The sequence below is a fragment of the Pseudomonas sp. B1-22 genome (genome assembly GCF_050474425.1).
GTDB lineage: Bacteria > Pseudomonadota > Gammaproteobacteria > Pseudomonadales > Pseudomonadaceae > Pseudomonas.
The window spans coordinates 294,163-313,281 of record NZ_JBCHVH010000003.1; the positions used below are offsets into that span (position 1 = coordinate 294,163).

The following is a 19,119-nucleotide window of genomic DNA, read 5'->3' on the forward strand; positions in this document are numbered from 1 at the left end:
GCGGTGTCGCGACGTCTGAATATTCAAGGCTGTGAGTCTGTAGGAGACCGGTCACGGAGTCGGACCGATATACTCAGCCTTTCGGGCGTTGCCGCCTGGTTCGGGATGGATTCGTACAAAACCTCAAGGATTCGAAAGCATGCAATGGATTTTCATGCTGGTCGGCCTGGTCATCGGCGCCGCTGCAGGCGAGTCGATCACCGGGGCGGTGCTGGGTGCGGTGGTCGGCCTCGCGCTGGGGCAGACCTTCGCGCTGCAAAGTCTGAAACGGGAGAACGCCAGCCTTCGCGGTGAGCTGAAGGTTTTCGGCGAGCGCTTCGAGCAGGGCACCAAGGCCCTTTATGAGCGGCTGTTGCAGGTGGAGCGCAGTGCCGCCCGGCCAGCGCCCCCGGCCAGCGTCGAGTATGTCGCGCCGGAAATGCCTGTTGCGCCAGCCGAGTCCGAAGTCGACGCGTCCGCCAGCGAACCCGCTGCCACCGAACTGGACTGGAACATCGAACTACCCGCCGACGAGCCGGCACCGGCCCCTGCGGCCGCCGCGCGAGTGGACGCGCCCATCGAGTGGTCGGACCTGGTGCTTGAGCCGATGGAAAAGCCGGCGGCCCCGGCTCGCGTCGAGGAGCCCGAGGTTCAGCCGCAACAGATACCTGCCGCGCCTCCAGTGCCACCGTCCCCGCCCGTTCCTTCCCTGTTCGACCGCGCCTTTGGCGCCGCCCGCGACTGGCTGTTTGGTGGCAACACTGTGCTGCGTGTCGGCGTGGTGCTGCTGTTCCTCGGCCTGGCCTTCCTCCTGCGCTACGCCACCGAAGGCATGGTCATGCCGCCGCAAGGCCCCTACATCGGCACCGCCTGCGCCGCGCTGGCGCTGCTGGGCCTGGGCTGGTGGCTGCGCCAGCGGCGCCCGGCCTATGCGTTGGTCCTGCAGGGCACCGGCATCGCCGTGCTTTACCTGACGGTGTTCGCCGGCATCAAGCTGTACCCGGCGATGAATCACGGCGAGGTGCTGATCGAGCCGCAGGCCGGTTTCATGCTGCTGGTGGCGGTCACCCTGTTCTCGGCGATCCTCGCCATTCTGCAGGACGCCCTCGGCCTCGCCGCCGCCGCCGCGCTGGGTGGATTTGCCGCGCCGATCCTGGCGTCTTCCGGCGGCGGCAATCACGTCGCGCTGTTCAGCTACTTCGCCCTGCTCAATGCCGGCATCTTCGCCATCGCCTGGTTCAAGGCCTGGCGGATGCTCAACCTGATCGGCTTCTTCGGCACCTTCGGCATCGGCCTGGCCTGGGGGCTGCGTTCCTATAAGCCGGAGCTGTTCGCCAGCACCGAGCCGTTCCTGATCCTGTTCTTCCTTACCTACGTCGCCATCGGCCTGCTGTTCGCCCGCCGCCGCCTGCGCGAGGCTGCTGGCGGGCCGCCGGACGATTCCCGCGACGCCCTGCTGCGCTGGTCGGCGCGGCAGACCGACTACGTCGACGGCACCGTGCTGTTCGGCACGCCGCTGGTGGGCTTCGGCCTGCAATTCGGCGTCATCCAGCACCTGGAGTTCGGCGCGGCATTCAGCGCGTTGGCGCTGGGGCTGTTCTACATGCTCCTCGCGCGCCTGCTGGCCGGGCGCACCGCCGGCCGCGCATTGCTGCTGGTGGAGACCTGCCTGGCGCTGGGCGTGGTGTTCGGCACCCTGGCGATCCCGCTGGGCCTGGACGCACGCTGGACCTCCGCCGCCTGGGCGGTAGAGGCCGCCGGCATCTACTGGCTCGGCCTGCGCCAGCAGCGGCCGCTGGCGCGCATCTTCGCCTTGCTGCTGCAGATCGGTGCGGCGCTGGCCTTCCTCGCCGACCTGCGTTCCGATCCACTGTCGCTGCATCTGCTCGAAGGCGCACCGCTGGGCGCGCTGATGCTCGGCGTGGCGCTGCTGTTCAGCTTCTGGAACCTGCGCAATGCCGATTCGCAAGTGCTGCGCAGCTGGGAGCCGAACGTGCGCCCGGTACTGGCGACCTTCGGCCTGGGCTTCCTCTACTTGATCGCGCCGCTGCTGATGGGTGCGGATGGCACGGCCATGACCTGGGCCGTGGCCGGTCTGGTAACGCTGCTGGCCGCGCTGCGCCTGCGTTCGCGCACCTTCCTGGCCTGCGCCTTCGCGGTACAGCTGCTGGGCGGCGCGATCTTCCTCCTGCACCTGCAGGGGGCCGAGGCGGGGGGCGGCGTGCTCGGCTCGGGCTGGCGCGGGCTGGTGACGGCTTCGCTGATCGGCCTCGCGCTGATCGCCGCCATGCTGATCGCCGCGCGCGATTCCCTGGTGCGCGACGACCGCCGGCTGATGCTCGGCCTGAGCGTGATCCTGCTGCTGGGACTGGCCTTCATCAACCTCGCGGTGTTGTTCGTGCTGCCGTGGCGTACGGCGGCCGCCGTCTGGGCTGGCAGCGGCCTGCTGATCCTCTGGCTGAGCCTGCAACTGCAGCAGCGCGCGGCCTTCGTCTTTGGCCTGGTGCTGCAGGTGATCGGCGCGGGCGCGTTCCTGCTCGGTGGCCCGGCGCTGTTCGGCGATCTGCCCAGCGAAGGCTTGAAGCCGCTGGCGCACATGGGCTTCTGGACGCCGGCGGTGCTGGCGCTGGCGGCACTGGTCGGTGCCTGGCGCCTGCATCGGGCCAGCGAGCATGAGCGTCGCCTGGCGCTGGGCGGGCTGGGCCTGGAGCAATTGTCGCAACTGCTGCTGACCTGGGGTGCTGGCTGGTGGGCGCTGACCGCGCTGTGGGAGATCGCCCGCTTCGTGCCGGCCGAAATGCGCGAGCACGTGGCGCTGCTGGTTGCCGCCGTCAGCGTGGCGCTTGGGTCGCTGCTGGCGCGGCGCGAACAATGGCGTGCGCTGGCGTTGCTTTGCCTGGCGTTGTCGCCGCTGGGCGTGGTGGCGCTGGCCAGTGCCTGGAACCTGGAATACCACCCGCTGGCGCAGTTGGGCTGGCTCGGATGGCTGGCGCTGTTCGTCGTGCATTTCTTCGTACTGCGCCGGCTCGATGCGCTGTTGCCGCGTCTGGCGGCGCAGGCGGCCCATGTGCTGGGTTGCTGGTTGATTCTCGCCGTGGCGGCGCTGGAGCTGCGCTACCTGTTCTTCGCCCTGGCTGAGCACTACAACGCCTGGCGCTGGCTGGGCTGGGCGCTGGTGCCGAGTATCTACCTGATCCTGATGGGCGGCGTGCGGCGCCTGCCGTGGCCGGTGGCGGCCTTCGAGCGCGAGTACCGGGCGGTTGCCGCCGTGCCGGTGGCACTGGTGCTGCTGGGCTGGTTCTGGCTGGTCAACCTGTTCAGCGATGGTTCGGCGGAGCCGTTGCCGTATCTGCCGCTGTTGAACCCGCTGGAGCTGGGCATGCTGATCGTGCTGGCGGCGGTGTTCCAGTGGACGCGCCTGGGGCTGCCGCAGCTGGGCGTGGCCGAATCCACCCTGCGCCTGCCGGTGCAGGCGGTGCTGGGCGCCTCGCTGTTCGCGCTGCTGACCATGGCGGTCTGCCGCGCCGCGCACCATTGGGGCGGCGTGCCGTTCGACGCCTTCGCCCTGCGCGAGTCGATGCTGGTGCAGGCCGGGCTGTCCATCGTCTGGGCGCTGATCGCCCTGGGCCTGATGATCGCCGGGCATCTGCGCGGCCGGCGCGACTTCTGGCTGGTCGGCGCGGCGCTGCTGGTGGTCGTGGTGGTCAAGCTGTTCCTCGTCGACCGCGCCAGCGGCGGCAGCCTGGAACGCATCATTTCCTTCATCGGCGTCGGCGTGCTGATGCTGATCGTCGGCTACTTCGCGCCGTTGCCGCCGCGCCGGCCCGCGCCCGACGAGCAACCGCAACAGGAGCAACCTTCCGCATGAAGCTGAAATCCCTCGTCCTGCTCGCCGCTGCGTGCCTGCTGGGCAACCACGCCAGTGCGGCACCCGCTCCGGCGGACTTCGCCAATCGCGTGCCGCTGGAGATCTCCGGCAACGGCCCGTGGTACCGCGTGCAATTGCCGATCGAGGTGCTGTTCGCCGCCCGCCACGGCGATCTGCGCGATGTGCGCATCTTCAACGCCGAGGGCGAGGCGCTGCCCTACAGCCTGCGTACCAGTGCCGCCAGCGAAAGCCGCGTGCGCAGCGAAGTGCAGGCGCGCATCTTCCCGCTGCGTGGCGCCTCCGGCAGCGCGGCCGGCGACAATCTGAAGATCGTCCGCAGCACCACCGGCACCATCCTGGAAATCACCCCGAGCGCATCGGCCCAGGACCCGCAGCAGGTCCTGCGCGGCTGGTTGCTGGAAACCGGCTCCGGCGACCTGCCGCTGGACCGCCTGCAGCTGGACTGGACGACGGACAGCGACGGTTTCCAGCGCCTGCGCGTCGAAGCCAGCGACGACCTGGAGCACTGGCGTTCCCTGGGCGAAGGACAGCTGGCGCGGCTGGATTTCAACGGCCAGCGCATCGAGCAGAACGCCATCGCCCTGCCCGGCGAGTCGGCGCGCTACCTGCGCCTGTGGTGGGAGTCGCCGCAGCAGGCCGCGCAACTGAACGGCGCCACCTTGAGTGGCAGCCGCAGCAGCAACGGGCCGATCCCCATGCTGTGGTCCGCGCCGCTGGCGGCCAAGGTCGATGCCAACGGCGGATTCAGCTGGAGCCTGCCGCTGGCGCTGCCGGTGGAACGTGTGCGGATTCCGCTGGAGCAGGCCAATACCCTGGCGCCGGTGGCGCTCTCCGGCCGCCACGACGGCAACGTGCAGTGGACGCCGCTGGCGCGGGGCGTGCTCTATCGCCTGCCGGGGGAGGGCGGCGAGATCACCCAGGAGGAGCTGGAGCTGCCGGGCTATCCGGTCAGCCAGCTGCGCCTGCAACCGGACGCCCGTGGTGGCGGCCTGGGCGGCTCGACGGCGAACCTGAGCATCGGTGTGCGCGCCAGCGAAGTGGTGTTCCTCGCGCGCGGTGGCCAGCCCTATCAGTTGGCGGTCGGCAGTGCGTCGGCGGCCGATGGCAGCCTGCCGCTGTCGACGCTGGTGCCCGGCTTCGAGCCCGGGCGCCTGTCCGCCATGGGCGAGGCCCATCTCAAAGGCGGTCTGCAGAGCCCGGTGGCCGAGACTCAGGACGCGCAACCCAGGGCGGATGGCCGCTGGAAACGTTACGGCCTGTGGGTTGTGCTGCTGGCCGGCGTCGGCCTGCTCGGGCTGATGGCGTTGAGCCTGTTGCGCAGCAGTCGCCCGCAAAACTGAGCAAGGTTCACGAAGATAGCCGCGAGATAGGGGTGTCGCCCGGGAAAACTCTGCTACTGTGAGGGCGTTCTGTCAGCCCAATAAAAACAAGCACGGAGTAGCAGGATGATCAGACAGGCGCTCACCCCGTTGGCGGCTGCCTGCGTATTGGCGATTGCCTCGCAGGCCTCGGCAGCCTCTTCCCCCTATTCGACCATGGTGGTGTTCGGCGACAGCCTCAGCGATTCGGGCCAGTTCCCCGACGCCGGCGGCCCGGCCGGCGCCTCCACGCGCTTCACCAACCGCACCGGCCCGACTTACCTGGAAGGCCATGGCGAAGCGTTCGGCCCCACCGCGCCGATGATCCTCGGCGGCAAGCTGGGCATTTCCTCCGCCGACCTCAACCCGTCGACCTCGCTGGTCCCCGGTACCGTGGACGGCAACGACTGGGCGGTGGGCGGCTACCGTACCGACCAGATCTATGACTCCATTACCGCTCCGAACGGCTCGGTGGTCAGCGCCGGCGGCAATACCCGCACCCGTGACGGCTATCTGGTGGGGCGCCGGGCGGACCCGAACGCGCTGTACTACCTCACCGGTGGCGGCAACGATTTCCTCCAGCTGCGCATCACCAACGAACCCACCGCCCGCGCGGCGGCGGGGCAACTGGTGGACAGCGTGGACGCGCTGCACAATGCCGGCGCGCGCTACATCATGGTCTGGCTGCTGCCGGACCTGGGCCTGACTCCGGCCACCAACGGCACCCCGTTGCAGTCCTTCGGCACCCAGCTGTCGGGCATCTTCAATCAGGAGCTGGTCAGCCAGCTCGCCGCGTCGGATGCCAACGTCATTCCGCTGAACATTCCGGGCTTGCTCAAGGAAGTCTTGGCCGATCCGGGCGCCTACGGCCTGGCCACCGGCACCAACCTGGTGGGTACCTGCTTCAGCGGCAACAGTTGCCCGGAGAACCCGCTCTACGGCCGCCACAGCGCGACCCCCGACCCGACCAAGCTGATCTTCAACGATGGCGTGCACCCGACCATCGCCGGCCAGCGGCTGATCGCCGACTACGCCTATTCGGTGCTCGCCGCGCCCTGGGAAACCACCTTGCTGCCGGAGATGGCGCTGGGGACCTACAACGGCTTCCAGGACACGCTGCACAGCCAATGGCTGGCGGACTGGGAGAACTGGCAGGCCACGGGGCAGTGGCGCGGCTTCATCTCCGGGGGCGGCCAGCACCTGGACTACGACGACCAGGACAGCGCCGCCAGTGGCGATGGCTTCGGCTACAACCTGACCCTGGGCGGCAGCTACCGCCTGGACGACGCCTGGCGCATCGGCGCCGCTGCCGGTTTCTACCGGCAGAAGCTGGAAGCCGGCGCCGAGGACTCCGACTACAAGCTCAACAGCTACCTGGGCAGCCTGTTCGCGCAGTACCAGCAGAACCGCTGGTGGGCCGACGCCGCGGTGACCGGCGGCCACCTCGACTACGACGAGGCCAACCGCAAGTTCGCCCTGGTCGACCGCACCGTCGAGGAAAAGGGCGATACCAACGGCAGCCTGCTCGCCTTCAGCGGCCGCCTCGGCTACGACATCGCCCAGGGCGGCGAGAACTGGCACCTGTCGCCCTTCGTCAGCGCCGACTGGGCGCGAGTGAAGGTGGACAGCTACGAAGAGGACGGCGGTCACTCCACCTCGTTGGCCTTCGACGAGCAGGACCGCTACTCCCGGCGGCTCGGCGCCGGCCTGCAGGGCAAGCTCGACCTCTCCGCCGAAACCCAGCTGTTCGGCGAAGTGGCGGTGGAGCGCGAGTATGCCGATGACACCCAGAACGTCGGGATGAACTTCACCAGCCTGCCGGCCAACGGCTTCACCCTGGAGGGCTACACCCCGCAGAGCCACATGCAGCGCCTGTCGCTGGGCTTCGCGCAGAAGCTGACGCCGGAGCTGTCCTTGCGCGGCGGCTACAGCGCGCATCACAGCAGCGACGACCTGCAGCAGGGCGTGAACCTGGCGTTGAGCCTGGACTTCTGATCGCCTGAGAGGGAAGGGGAGCCCGGCGCGCGCCGGGTTCCCCGTACCCGACGTCGTAATACCCCGCTGTTACCCCGCCCGTTCTGCCCGCCGCTAGACTGCCGGTCCGTTTTTCGAGGACCCGCCATGACCTTCACCACCGAACTGCAACCCGGCGTCTGCGCCGAGCCGGACGCCGTCACCCAGGACTACGTGTTCAACCACACCATGCTGCGGGTGAAGAACCCGGAGCCGTCGCTGGATTTCTATACCCGTGTGCTGGGCATGCGCCTGCTGCGCCGGCTGGACTTCGAGGAAGGCCGCTTCTCCCTGTACTTCCTCGCCCATACCAAGGGGCACGCGGTGCCCGGCGACACCGGCGAGCGCCAGCGCTACACCTTCGGCCGCGAGTCGGTGCTGGAGCTGACCCACAACTGGGGCACCGAGTCCGACGACAGCCAGTACCACAACGGCAACGGCGAGCCGCGCGGCTTCGGCCACATCTGCTTCTCGGTGCCGGATATCCACGCCGCCTGCGCGCGCTTCGAGGCCCTCGGCGTACCGTTCGTCAAGCCACTCGCGCGGGGCATGAAGAACGTCGCCTTCATCGCCGACCCCGATGGTTACTGGGTGGAGATCGTCCAGGCCTCGCTCAACGGCGAGCTGGGACGCGGCTGAAGGCCGCAGCTGGGCTTCGGGTCGGGGAACTGCCCATGACTGGCGGGTTCCAAGCATTCGGCGCGACCACCTCGCAGGAGGCGTCGCGCCCGATTCCACGCTAGAATGCGCCCTGATTTTCCCCTTCTCCCCTGGAGCCTTTCATGTCCCGCGTTACCCTGAGCCGCTATCTGATCGAGCAGACCCGCAGTCACAACACCCCGGCCGACCTGCGCTTCCTCGTCGAGGTGGTGGCGCGCGCCTGCAAGGAAATCAGCCATGCCGTGTCCAAGGGCGCCCTCGGCGGCGTACTGGGCAGCATGGGCACCGAGAACGTGCAGGGCGAAGTGCAGAAGAAGCTGGACGTGATTTCCAACGAAATCCTGCTGGAAGCCAACGAGTGGGCCGGCAACCTGGCCGGCATGGCCTCCGAGGAAATGGACCATCCCTACCAGATCCCCGGCAAGTACCCGAAGGGTGCCTACCTGCTGGTCTTCGATCCGCTGGACGGCTCCTCCAACATCGACGTCAACGTCTCGGTCGGCACCATCTTCTCCGTGCTGCGCTGCCCGCATGAATACCTGAGCCAGAACGACAGCCTGCGCGAGGAAGCCTTCCTCCAGCCGGGTACCACCCAGGTCGCCGCCGGCTACGCCATCTACGGCCCGCAGACCATGCTGATCCTGACCCTGGGCAACGGCGTCAAGGGCTTCACCCTGGACCGCGAGCTGGGCAGCTTCGTGCTGACCCACGAGAACATCACCGTTCCGACCAGCACCGCCGAGTTCGCCATCAACATGTCCAACGAGCGCCACTGGGAAGCCCCGGTGAAGCGTTACGTCAGCGAGCTGCTGGCCGGCAAGGAAGGCCCGCTGGGCAAGAACTACAACATGCGCTGGATCGCCTCCATGGTGGCCGACGTGCACCGCATCCTGACCCGCGGCGGCGTGTTCATGTACCCGCGTGACTCCCGCGAGCCGGAGAAGCCCGGCAAGCTGCGCCTGATGTACGAAGCCAACCCGATGTCCTTCATCATCGAGCAGGCCGGCGGCGCCGCCACCAACGGTTACCAGCGCATCCTCGACATCCAGCCGGAGAACCTGCACCAGCGCGTTGCGGTGTTCCTGGGCTCCAAGGAAGAAGTCGAGCGCGCCACCGCCTACCACAAGGAAGGCTGATGGCTGCTGCGCCCTGGCAGCCGCTGCTGGACTGGTGGTTCGGCAGCGCGCTGGACGCCGTCGAGGTGGCCGAGCAGCGCAGTGCGCTGTGGTTCGGCAAGAGCGCCTGCCAGGACCTGGATTCCGAGAACCGTTTCGGCGGTCTGGTGCGCCAGGCCCTGGACGGCGGCCTGCAGGACTGGGCCGGGGAGCCGCAGGGTTGGCTGGCGCTGATCCTGCTGCTCGACCAGCTGCCACGGATGATCTTCCGCGACAGTCCGCGCGCCTATGCCGGTGACGCCCGCGCCCAGCGACTGGTGCGCCAGGGGCTGGAAGCCGGCCTGGATCGCCAGTTGCAGCGCATCGAGCGGGTGTTCGTCTATATCGTGCTGGAGCACGCCGAGGACCTGGCCAGCCAGGACGAGGCGGTGCGCCGGTATGAAGAACTCCAGGCCGAATCCAGCGCCGCCGAAAAGGTCCTGTTCGCCGGCTATCTGGCCTATGCGCGCAAACACCAGGCGGTGATTGCCCGCTTCGGCCGCTTCCCCCATCGCAACGCCATTCTCGGGCGCCCATGCAGCGCCGAGGAAACGCATTTCCTTACGGAACCCGGCTCACGTTTCTGACTCCAACACGGCGGCCGATCCGGTCGCCCTGTGCCAAGATTGTTGGCACGCCCCCAAACAATGGAGTTGTCGATGTCCTTCCGCCGCCTTGCGCTCGTCGCGTTCTGTGTCGTCCTGGCTGCCTGCAGCAAGATCAACCAGGAAAACTATTCCAAGATCAAAACCGGCATGACCAAGGCCGAGGTCGAGAGCCTGCTTGGCAAGCCGACCGAATGCTCCGGCGCGTTGGGCGTTTCCAGCTGCACCTGGGGTGATGAGAAGGCCTTCATCAGCATCCAGTACGCCGGTGACAAGGTGCTGCTGTTCTCCGCCCAGGGCCTGAAGTAAGCCGGCGGGAGCTGGCGCCAGGGTCGGATGCGGCCGTGCCTGCGCATTCCAATGAAAAACGCCCTGAGGGGCGTTTTTTATTGGGTGTTGCAAGGTGATCGCAGTGCCATGCCTGGGGTGCTCTTGTTATCGCCGCTCTGGCTGTGGGTGTTCCTGCGCCGCTTCGGCGTGTGCTGAGAGATCTTGTTTCGCCCCCTCGGGCGAGTCCCTTTTGTCAAACGACACAAAAGGAACCAAAAGGTCTTGCCCCATCATCCGGCCCCGGCTACGCCGGGGTTCCCTCGCTCCATCGGAGTTTCAGGGGCACGCGTCGACGGGCCATCCATGGCCCAACGACGCTCTCGCGGCATCCATGCCGCTCAACCCCTGAAACTCCGATTCCACTCGGCCTCCTGAAGGGGCGGCTCGGAGTGCGCGGAGATTTCTCTGGAAGTCTTAGAGAGCCAGAGCGGAGCTGCGCTCTTGTAGGAGAGACGGGGGCGCCTAGCCCTTGTCCGCGAAATCCATCGCGAACGAATTTACTGTTACAGGTAAACACGGACTATTGCGCCCACGTAGGAGCGGACTCCGTCCGCGATCCGCCGGCAATGCCGGCGCATGAACCCCGGCCGCTGACGAAAAAAACGCCCCGAAGGGCGTTTTGTTTTTCGCAGGTAGCGGGCATCCGTCAGTTCAGCAGCTCGTGCAGCACATCGGTGAACTCCCGCGCACTCTGCTCTTCCAGCGCGTGCCTGCCATCGCGCACCCGCCACTGGCCGGCGACCATCACGTCGCGCACCTGGCGGTCGCCGCCGGCGAACAGCCAGCGGTTGAGGATCGCGTCGCCGCTGGCGGTCTGCAGGAAGGGATCGCTGCCATCGAGCACCAGCAGGTCGGCGCGCTTGCCGACGGCCAATGCGCCGGTGGGCTGGCCGAGGGCCTGGGCGCCGCCGGCGAGGGCGCCGTCGAACAGGGTGCGGCCGACCATCGGCTGGTTGGCGCCATACAGGCGGTTGCGGCGCTGGTCGCGCAGGCGCTGGCCGTATTCCATCCAGCGCAGTTCCTCGACCACGCTCAGGGACACGTGGCTGTCCGAGCCGATGCCGTAGCGGCCGCCCTGGGCGAGGTAGTCCACCGCCGGGAAGATGCCGTCGCCCAGGTTCGCCTCGGTGGTCAGGCACAGGCCGGCCACGGCGCCGCTGCGCGCCATGGAGGTCACTTCGTCGGCCTCGGCATGGGTGGCGTGGACCAGGCACCAGCGCTCGTTCACCTCGACGTTCTCGTACAGCCACTGCAACGGACGACGGCCGCTCCAGGCCAGGCAGTCGTCGACTTCCTTCTGCTGTTCGGCGATGTGGATGTGCACCGGGCAGCCGGTGGAATCGGAACCGAGCACCTCGGCGATCTGCTGCGGGGTGACCGCGCGCAGGGAGTGGAAGCACAGGCCGACGCTTTGCTGCGGCTGGGTCGCCAGGTGTACGCGCAGGCCGTCGATCAGCTTCAGATAGCTTTCGGTGCTGTTGATGAAGCGGCGCTGGCCTTCGCTCGGCGCCTGGCCGCCGAAGCCGGCGTGGGAGTAGAGCACCGGCAGCAGGGTCAGGCCGATGCCGGCGTCCGCCGCCGCCTGGCTGACGCGCAGGGCCAGTTCCGCCGGGTTGGCGTAGGGCTTGCCGTCGGCGTCGTGGTGCACGTAGTGGAATTCGGCAACGCCGGTGTAACCGGCCTTGAGCATCTCGATGTAGAGTTGGCGGGCGATGACCCCGACCTGCTCGGGCTTCAGGCGGCCGACCAGGCGGTACATCAGGTCGCGCCAGGTCCAGAAGCTGTCGTTGGGGTTGCCGGCGACTTCCGCCAGGCCCGCCATGGCGCGCTGGAAGGCGTGCGAGTGGAGGTTCGGCATGCCGGCCAGCACCGGGCCGCGCAGGCGCTCGGCGCCGTCCGCGCTGGCATCCGGGGTGATCGCGGTGAGCAGGCCGTCGGCATCGATCTCGAAGCGGACATTGCGCGCCCAGCCGGCGGGCAGCAGGGCGGATTCGGCGAACAGGACGGACATGCGCGGGCCTCGCAGGTTTCTTGGAATTTGTATATACATATACAGACGTTTGCCGAAACCGTAAACTGCGCGACAGCCCGACGGTCGTGAAGACTTGTCTGCACGAGTCGAATCCGGTACATGCCGGAGTCAGACCGCAGTCGCACCGCACTGTCGCCACGACAAGGAGTTTCCCGTGCCCGCATCGCCCACGCCTACCTCGCCCGCCGAGGGTTCGTCGCTCGCCGCGCAGATGGGGGAAATTCCCGCTCCGCTGTACGCCCGGGTCAAGCAGATGATCATCCAGCAGATCCAGTCCGGCGCCTGGCCGCCGCATCACCGCGTGCCGTCGGAAGCCGAGCTGGTGGCCGAGCTGAGTGTCAGTCGCATGACCATCAACCGCGCGCTACGAGAGCTGACCAACGACGGCCTGCTGGTACGCATGCAGGGCGTAGGTACTTTCGTCGCCGAACCCAAGGGTCAGTCGGCGCTGTTCCAGGTGCAGAACATCGCCGAGGAAATCACTGCCCGCGGCCACAAGCACCATCTGGTGGTAATCAGCCTGGTGGAGGAACTGGCCAGTGCCGAGCGCGCTCTGGCGCTGGACGTGCGCGAAGGCCAGCGCATCTTCCACTCGGTGATCGTGCACTACGAGAACGATATCCCGGTGCAGATCGAGGACCGCTACGTCAACGCGGCCGTGGCGCCGGATTACCTGAAGCAGGATTTCACCGGGCAGACGCCGTTCGCCTACCTCACCCAGGTCGCTCCGCTGAGCGAGGGTGAGCACGTGGTCGAGGCGGTGCTGCCCACCCCCGAGGAATGCAAGCTGCTGTCCGTCGACCGCCACGAGCCGTGCCTGCTGATTCGCCGGCGCACCTGGTCGGGACGCAATACCGTGACCAGCGCGCGCCTGCTCTATCCGGGGTCGCGCTACCGCCTGGAAGGACGTTTCAGTTCATGACCGACGTGAAGCTTTTGCGCGCCGCAGACTATCCGGCGATGCCCTGGAAGAACGGCGCGGGCACTACCCGCGAGATCGTCCGCGATGCTGGCAACGGGATGGAGGGTTTCGGCTGGCGCGTGTCCATCGCCGACGTGGGCGCGCCGGGGCCGTTCTCCGCGTTCACCGGCTACCAGCGTGTGATCAGCGTGCTGGAAGGCGAGGGCATGCGCCTGAAGGTGGATGGTGTCGATTCCCGTGATCTGCGCGCCCTCAATGCCTTCGCCTTCGACGGCGCCAGTGCAGTGGATTGCACCTTGCTGGGCGGTGCGATTCGCGACTTCAACCTGATCTATTCGCCCACTTGCTACCAAGCGCGGCTGCAATGGCTGAAGCTCGATGGCGCGGCGCACTTCTTCAGCAGCGCTTCGACCGTGCTGCTGTTCAGTGCGGGCGAGGGCATCCATGTCAGCCAGAACGGCGTAGCCAGCGGTGTGCTGGGCCTGCATGACACGCTGATCGCCGAGGGCGACGGTGCGTTGCGCGAGTGGCGGTTGAAGGTGGTGGGCAGTGCGGATATCTGCGTGATCGAACTCGAAGCACGCTGAACAGAAAGGGCGCCGGGAGGCGCCCTTTCTGTTTGTGTGAAAAGCGCCTTGCAGGCGCTGTTCGCGGGCGTGGCCCGCCCCTACAGGGGGAGTAGCGGGCTCTGCCATTGTAGGAGCGGGCCATGCCCGCGACGGCGTAAAACGCCATCGAACATCTCGTCAGCCGTACAGCCGCGAATAATCGATCCAGCGGCTCATTACCCCATCCTCCACCCACGCCCGCGCGGCGGCGATGTCCGGGGCGAAGTAGCGGTCCTGCTCGTAGTGCGGCACCTGGCTGCGGATCAGCGTGCGTACCTCCTGCAATTGCGGGGAGCTTTGCAATGGCGCGTGGAAGTCCACGCCTTGCGCGGCGGCCAGCAGTTCGATGGCGACCACCCCGGCGCTGTTGCCGGCCATGTCCAGCAGTCGGCGGGCGGCGAAGGTAGCCATGGAGACGTGGTCTTCCTGGTTGGCTGAGGTCGGCAGGCTGTCCACCGAGGCCGGGTGCGCCCAGGTCTTGTTCTCCGAGGCCAGCGCCGCCGAGGTGACCTGGGCGATCATGAAGCCGGAATTCAGGCCGCCTTCCTTGACCAGGAACGCCGGCAGGCCGGACATCGCCGGGTCAACCAGCTGGGCGATACGGCGCTCGGACAGCGCACCGATTTCCGAGATTGCCAGGGCCAGCACATCGGAGGCCATGGCCACCGGCTCGGCGTGGAAGTTGCCGCCGGAGAGCACGTCGCCGTCGGCGCTGAATACCAGCGGGTTATCGGAGACGGCGTTGGCCTCGCGCAGGAATACCCCGGCGGCGAAACGCAGGTGGTCGAGGCAGGCGCCCATCACCTGCGGCTGGCAGCGCAGGGAGTACGGGTCCTGCACGCGCTTGCAGTCGATATGCGACTGGTTGATCGGGCTGTCATGCAGCAGTTCGCGGTACAGCGCGGCGACCGCAATCTGCCCCGGCTGGCCGCGCACGGCCTGGATGCGCGCGTCGAATGGCACGAACGAGCCCTTCAGCGCTTCCACGGTCAGGCTGCCGGCGACTACTGCCGAAATGAACAGCTTTTCCGCCGCGAACAGCCCGCGCAGCGCCAGTGCGGTGGAGACCTGGGTGCCATTGATCAGCGCCAGGCCCTCCTTCGGACCCAGGGTCAGGGGTGTGGCGCCTGCAAGGGCCAGACCCTCCGCAGCGTCGAGGATGCGGCCTTCGTGGCGGACCTGGCCGACGCCGATCAGCGCCGAGGACAGGTGCGCCAGCGGCGCCAGGTCGCCCGAGGCGCCCACCGAGCCCTGGGACGGAATGCAGGGGTAGACCCGCGCCTGGTAAAGCTTGAGCAGCGTCTCGATCACCGGCAGGCCGACACCGGAGAAACCGCGCGCCAGGGAACCGATCTTCAGCGCCATGATCAGTGCCACGCTGGCGTCGTCCAGCAGGGGGCCGGTGCCGGTGCAGTGGGAGAGGATCAGGTTGCGCTGCAGGGTCGCCAACTGGTCCTCGGGGATCGAGGTGCGGGCGAGCAGGCCGAAGCCGGTATTGATGCCATAGACGGTGCGCTGGTCGGCGATGATCTGGCTGACCGTCTGGGCACTGCGCAGTATGGTCTCGCGGCACTCATTGGCGAGCTGCAGGGCGGGTTGGTGTTGATAGATGGCGCGCAGCTGGTCGAGGTCGAACTGGCCGGGCGTCAGGAGCAGGGTTTCGGACATGTCAGCTTCCTGAAATCGGTGAAGTGTTACTGTGGTCGTATCCTGTATATACAGGTATAGCAATCGCCGTGCCATGGTGTCGGACTTGCGCCGGCGTCGGTCGGTGCGGCGTGCGGCCGTTCTCCAGGCAAGTGAATGTCACCGGCCGGGGCATTTCCAGTCCGGCGGTCGCGACGGTAGCGCCATGACGGGTGGAGGCGATCAGCAGGATCGATGTTGCGTTGAAGTAAATCACTGGCACATGGAGTCACTGTGAGTTGCTTGTCTATACAACCTGCGTCCCTTCGTAACGGGTGGTGTTACCGAATGCTACGAAAGGGTGCGGATGGGCGCCTTTCTGGTGCGTGTGCGGTCATTCCGAAACGTCTGTCAGATCATTGCGACCTGACAGGGCATAGAAAATAAATTCTTATTAATCAATTGGTTGAAACTAAATTTGGCGCTCTTAGATTCTGTAAGAGCGAGGTTGGCCTTTCGTTTGCTTATACTTGTACATACAAGCATAGACATGATGGTTCTGAGTGATTCGCCTGACAGCTCGGAACCTTCGAACGAACCGCCCGAAGCTGCGCCCCCGAGCTTCCCGAAACCGAGCTATCGAAGGAGTCTCCCGTGACCAAGTTCCGCGACGTCGAAATCCGTGCCCCGCGCGGCACCCAACTGAATGCCAAGAGCTGGCTGACCGAAGCGCCGCTGCGCATGCTGATGAACAACCTCGATCCGGAAGTCGCCGAGAACCCGAAGGAGCTGGTGGTGTACGGCGGGATCGGTCGCGCTGCGCGCAACTGGGAGTGCTACGACAAGATCGTCGAGACCCTGAAGGAGCTGAATGACGACGAAACCCTGCTGGTGCAGTCCGGCAAGCCGGTCGGCGTCTTCAAGACCCACGCCAACGCCCCGCGCGTGCTGATCGCCAACTCCAACCTGGTGCCGCACTGGGCCAACTGGGAACACTTCAACGAACTGGATGCCAAGGGGCTGGCCATGTACGGCCAGATGACCGCAGGCTCGTGGATCTACATCGGCAGCCAAGGCATCGTCCAGGGCACCTACGAAACCTTCGTCGAGGCCGGCCGCCAGCACTACGACGGCAACCTCAAGGGCCGCTGGGTCCTCACCGCCGGCCTGGGCGGCATGGGCGGCGCCCAGCCGCTGGCCGCGACCCTGGCCGGCGCCTGCTCGCTGAACATCGAGTGCCAGCAGAGCCGCATCGACTTCCGCCTGGCCAGCCGCTACGTCGACGAGCAGGCCAAGGACCTCGACGACGCCCTGGCGCGCATCGCGAAGTACACCGCCGAAGGCAAGGCCATCTCCATCGCCCTGCTGGGCAACGCCGCGGAAATCCTCCCGGAACTGCTCAAGCGCGGCGTGCGCCCGGACATGGTCACCGACCAGACTTCCGCCCACGACCCGCTCAACGGCTACCTGCCGGCCGGTTGGACCTGGGAAGAGTACCGCGACCGCGCGCAGACCGAGCCGGCTGCCGTGGTGAAAGCCGCCAAGCAGTCCATGGCCGTGCACGTCAACGCCATGCTGGAATTCCAGAAGCAGGGCATCCCGACTTTCGACTACGGCAACAACATCCGCCAGATGGCCAAGGAAGAGGGCGTGGACAACGCCTTCGATTTCCCCGGCTTCGTCCCGGCCTACATTCGCCCGCTGTTCTGCCGTGGTGTTGGTCCGTTCCGCTGGGCCGCGCTGTCGGGCGACGCCGAGGACATCTACAAGACCGACGCCAAGGTGAAGGAGCTCATCCCCGATGACGCCCACCTGCACCGCTGGCTGGACATGGCCAAAGAACGCATCAGCTTCCAGGGCCTGCCGGCACGCATCTGCTGGGTCGGCCTGGGTCAGCGTGCCAAGCTTGGCCTGGCGTTCAACGAGATGGTCCGCAGCGGCGAGCTGAAAGCGCCGATCGTGATCGGCCGCGACCACCTCGACTCCGGCTCGGTGTCCAGCCCGAACCGCGAGACCGAAGCCATGCGCGACGGCTCCGACGCCGTGTCCGACTGGCCGCTGCTCAACGCCCTGCTGAACACTGCCAGCGGCGCCACCTGGGTGTCGCTGCACCACGGCGGCGGCGTGGGCATGGGCTTCTCCCAGCACTCGGGCATGGTGATCGTCTGCGACGGCACTGATGAAGCGGCGGCGCGCATCGCCCGCGTCCTGACCAACGACCCAGGCACCGGCGTGATGCGCCATGCCGACGCCGGCTACCAGATCGCCATCGACTGCGCCAAGGAGCAGGGCCTGAACCTGCCGATGATCACCGGCAAGTAAACGGCGGGAAACCCACCAGGACCAGGGAGAGGGCCGCCGCACGGCGTGGTGCGGCGGCCCGGTCCGTAAAGATGCAGTACATCGACAGAAAAGAATTCCCTTCGGGAGAACAATAACGATGTCCCAGGCCAGTGACAGCTCCAAACCCCTGATCGAAGTCCGTTCGATCAACTACATCCCCGAGGCCGAGCGCCACGGCAAGCTCTACAGCCAGTTCACCCTGTGGCTGGGCGCCAACCTGCAGATCACCGCCATCGTCACCGGCGCCCTGGCCGTGGTGCTGGGCGGCGACGTGTTCTGGTCGCTGATCGGCCTGCTCATCGGCCAACTGCTCGGCGGCGGCGTGATGGCGCTGCACGCGGCGCAAGGGCCGAAGCTCGGCCTGCCGCAGATGATCTCAAGCCGCGTGCAGTTCGGCGTCTACGGCGCGGCCATCCCGATCGTGCTGGTGTGCCTGATGTACCTGGGCTTCACCGCCACCGGCACGGTGCTGTCCGGCCAGGCGCTGGGCCAGTTGTTCGGCGTCAGCGACAGCGTCGGCATCCTGATGTTCGCCAGCGTCATCGTGCTGGTGACCGTGCTCGGCTACCGGGTGATCCACGTCATCGGCCGCATCGCCAGCGTCATCGGGGTGATCGCCTTCGTCTACCTGTTCAGCCGGCTGATGAGCCAGAGCGACGTCGGCGCGCTGCTGCAGATCCGCCACTTCAGCTGGAGCAGCTTCCTGCTCGCGGTGTCCCTGGCCGCGTCCTGGCAGATCGCCTTCGGCCCCTACGTGGCCGACTACTCGCGCTACCTGCCCAGCAGCACCTCCTCGCTGAAGACCTTCCTCGCCGTGGGTGCAGGTTCGGTGATCGGCGCGCAGGTGGCGATGATCTTCGGCGTGTTCGCCGCGGCCGGGGCCAACGGCCAGTTCGCCGGCCATGAAGTGGCCTACATCGTCGGCCTGAGCGGCAGTGGCGCCATCGCCGCGCTGCTCTACTTCAGCATCGCCTTCGGCAAGATCACCATCTCGACGCTGAACTCCTACGGCAGCTTCATGTGCATCGCCACGGTGATCAGCGGCTTCCGCGGTCACCTGGAAGTGAGCCGCCTGCAGCGTCTGGTGTTCGTCCTGCTGATCGTCGGTGCCGCGACCCTGATCGCGCTGCTCGGCCAGCATTCGTTCCTCGGCGCGTTCAAGTCCTTCATCCTCTTCCTGCTGGCCTTCTTCACCCCGTGGAGTGCGGTCAACCTGGTGGACTACTACTGCATCACCCGCGAGCACTACGACGTGCCGGCGCTGGCCGATCCCGATGGCCGCTATGGTCGCTGGAACATCCCCGGCATCAGCGTCTATGTGATCGGTGTGCTGGTACAGCTGCCGTTCATTTCCACCAAGTTCTACACCGGTCCGCTGGTGGATGCCCTGGGTGGCGTGGATATCTCCTGGATCATCGGCCTCGTGGTTCCGGCCGTTCTCTATTACCTGGTCGCCCGGCGCGTCACGCGGGCAGTACCGGACCGGCTGATCCTGCCGGCCCGCACCTGAACAGACCCGGCCCGGCCGCGCGGCCACAAGCAGGCGCGGCCCTTGCACTGCCCCAACCTCATTCACGTTTAGGAGCATCAGATGAACAAC

General features: G+C 67.0%; 13 protein-coding genes. 11 read left to right on the forward strand and 2 right to left on the reverse strand.

What is annotated here, in order from left to right; all coding sequences use genetic code 11:
- The first annotated feature begins 139 nt into the window (after positions 1–139).
- The 7 genes from ACQ5BL_RS13370 to bamE all read left to right on the forward strand — a co-directional run bounded on the left by ACQ5BL_RS13370 (position 140) and on the right by bamE (position 9,967).
- On the forward strand, positions 140–3,847 hold the full coding sequence (locus ACQ5BL_RS13370; protein WP_430293168.1) for a DUF2339 domain-containing protein: 3,708 nt from the start codon (positions 140–142) through the stop codon (positions 3,845–3,847).
- Positions 3,844–5,208, forward strand: a complete 1,365-nt coding sequence (locus ACQ5BL_RS13375) for a DUF3999 domain-containing protein (protein ID WP_243804153.1) — start codon at positions 3,844–3,846, stop codon at positions 5,206–5,208. The genes ACQ5BL_RS13370 and ACQ5BL_RS13375 overlap by 4 nt, the downstream gene beginning before the upstream one ends.
- Positions 5,209–5,313: 105 nt before the next feature.
- Positions 5,314–7,221: an esterase EstP gene (gene estP / locus ACQ5BL_RS13380; protein ID WP_243804155.1), complete on the forward strand. Its 1,908-nt coding sequence runs from the start codon at positions 5,314–5,316 to the stop codon at positions 7,219–7,221.
- 126 nt (positions 7,222–7,347) lie between these two features.
- Complete coding sequence (gene gloA, locus ACQ5BL_RS13385) at positions 7,348–7,878, forward strand: lactoylglutathione lyase (protein ID WP_207886273.1); 531 nt, start codon at positions 7,348–7,350, stop codon at positions 7,876–7,878.
- A 143-nt stretch (positions 7,879–8,021) separates the two neighbouring features.
- Positions 8,022–9,035, forward strand: a complete 1,014-nt coding sequence (locus tag ACQ5BL_RS13390) for a class 1 fructose-bisphosphatase (RefSeq protein ID WP_243804157.1) — start codon at positions 8,022–8,024, stop codon at positions 9,033–9,035.
- Positions 9,035–9,640: a DUF924 family protein gene (locus ACQ5BL_RS13395; protein WP_243804159.1), complete on the forward strand. Its 606-nt coding sequence runs from the start codon at positions 9,035–9,037 to the stop codon at positions 9,638–9,640. The genes ACQ5BL_RS13390 and ACQ5BL_RS13395 overlap by 1 nt, the downstream gene beginning before the upstream one ends.
- A 72-nt stretch (positions 9,641–9,712) precedes the next feature.
- Positions 9,713–9,967, forward strand: a complete 255-nt coding sequence (bamE, locus tag ACQ5BL_RS13400; protein ID WP_243804161.1) for an outer membrane protein assembly factor BamE domain-containing protein — start codon at positions 9,713–9,715, stop codon at positions 9,965–9,967.
- A 667-nt stretch (positions 9,968–10,634) separates the two neighbouring features.
- Here bamE and ACQ5BL_RS13405 read toward each other — a convergent pair.
- The gene (locus ACQ5BL_RS13405) at positions 10,635–11,999 is read right to left on the reverse strand and encodes a formimidoylglutamate deiminase (protein ID WP_243804164.1); all 1,365 of its coding nucleotides are present in this window, start codon (positions 11,997–11,999) and stop codon (positions 10,635–10,637) included.
- Between the two features lie 232 nt (positions 12,000–12,231).
- Between ACQ5BL_RS13405 and hutC the strand changes: the two genes are divergently transcribed.
- Together hutC and ACQ5BL_RS13415 are read left to right on the forward strand one after the other, a co-directional pair.
- A complete protein-coding gene (gene hutC / locus ACQ5BL_RS13410) occupies positions 12,232–12,942 on the forward strand; it encodes a histidine utilization repressor (protein WP_243804668.1) in 711 nt (236 codons plus the stop codon).
- The gene (locus ACQ5BL_RS13415) at positions 12,939–13,529 is read left to right on the forward strand and encodes a HutD/Ves family protein (protein WP_243804166.1); all 591 of its coding nucleotides are present in this window, start codon (positions 12,939–12,941) and stop codon (positions 13,527–13,529) included. Before hutC ends, ACQ5BL_RS13415 begins: the two co-directional genes overlap by 4 nt.
- A 159-nt stretch (positions 13,530–13,688) precedes the next feature.
- Here ACQ5BL_RS13415 and hutH read toward each other — a convergent pair whose 3' ends face one another.
- Positions 13,689–15,218 carry a histidine ammonia-lyase gene (hutH, locus tag ACQ5BL_RS13420; RefSeq protein WP_243804168.1) on the reverse strand — a complete coding sequence of 510 codons (1,530 nt, stop codon included), beginning with the start codon at positions 15,216–15,218 and terminating at the stop codon, positions 13,689–13,691.
- Between the two features lie 612 nt (positions 15,219–15,830).
- Here hutH and hutU point away from each other — a divergent pair.
- Positions 15,831–17,498 (forward strand): urocanate hydratase, encoded by a 1,668-nt coding sequence (hutU, locus tag ACQ5BL_RS13425; protein WP_243804170.1) that lies wholly within the window; start codon positions 15,831–15,833, stop codon positions 17,496–17,498.
- A gap of 118 nt (positions 17,499–17,616) precedes the next feature.
- Positions 17,617–19,029 carry a purine-cytosine permease family protein gene (locus ACQ5BL_RS13430; RefSeq protein ID WP_243804172.1) on the forward strand — a complete coding sequence of 471 codons (1,413 nt, stop codon included), beginning with the start codon at positions 17,617–17,619 and terminating at the stop codon, positions 19,027–19,029.
- The last annotated feature ends 90 nt before the right edge of the window (positions 19,030–19,119 follow it).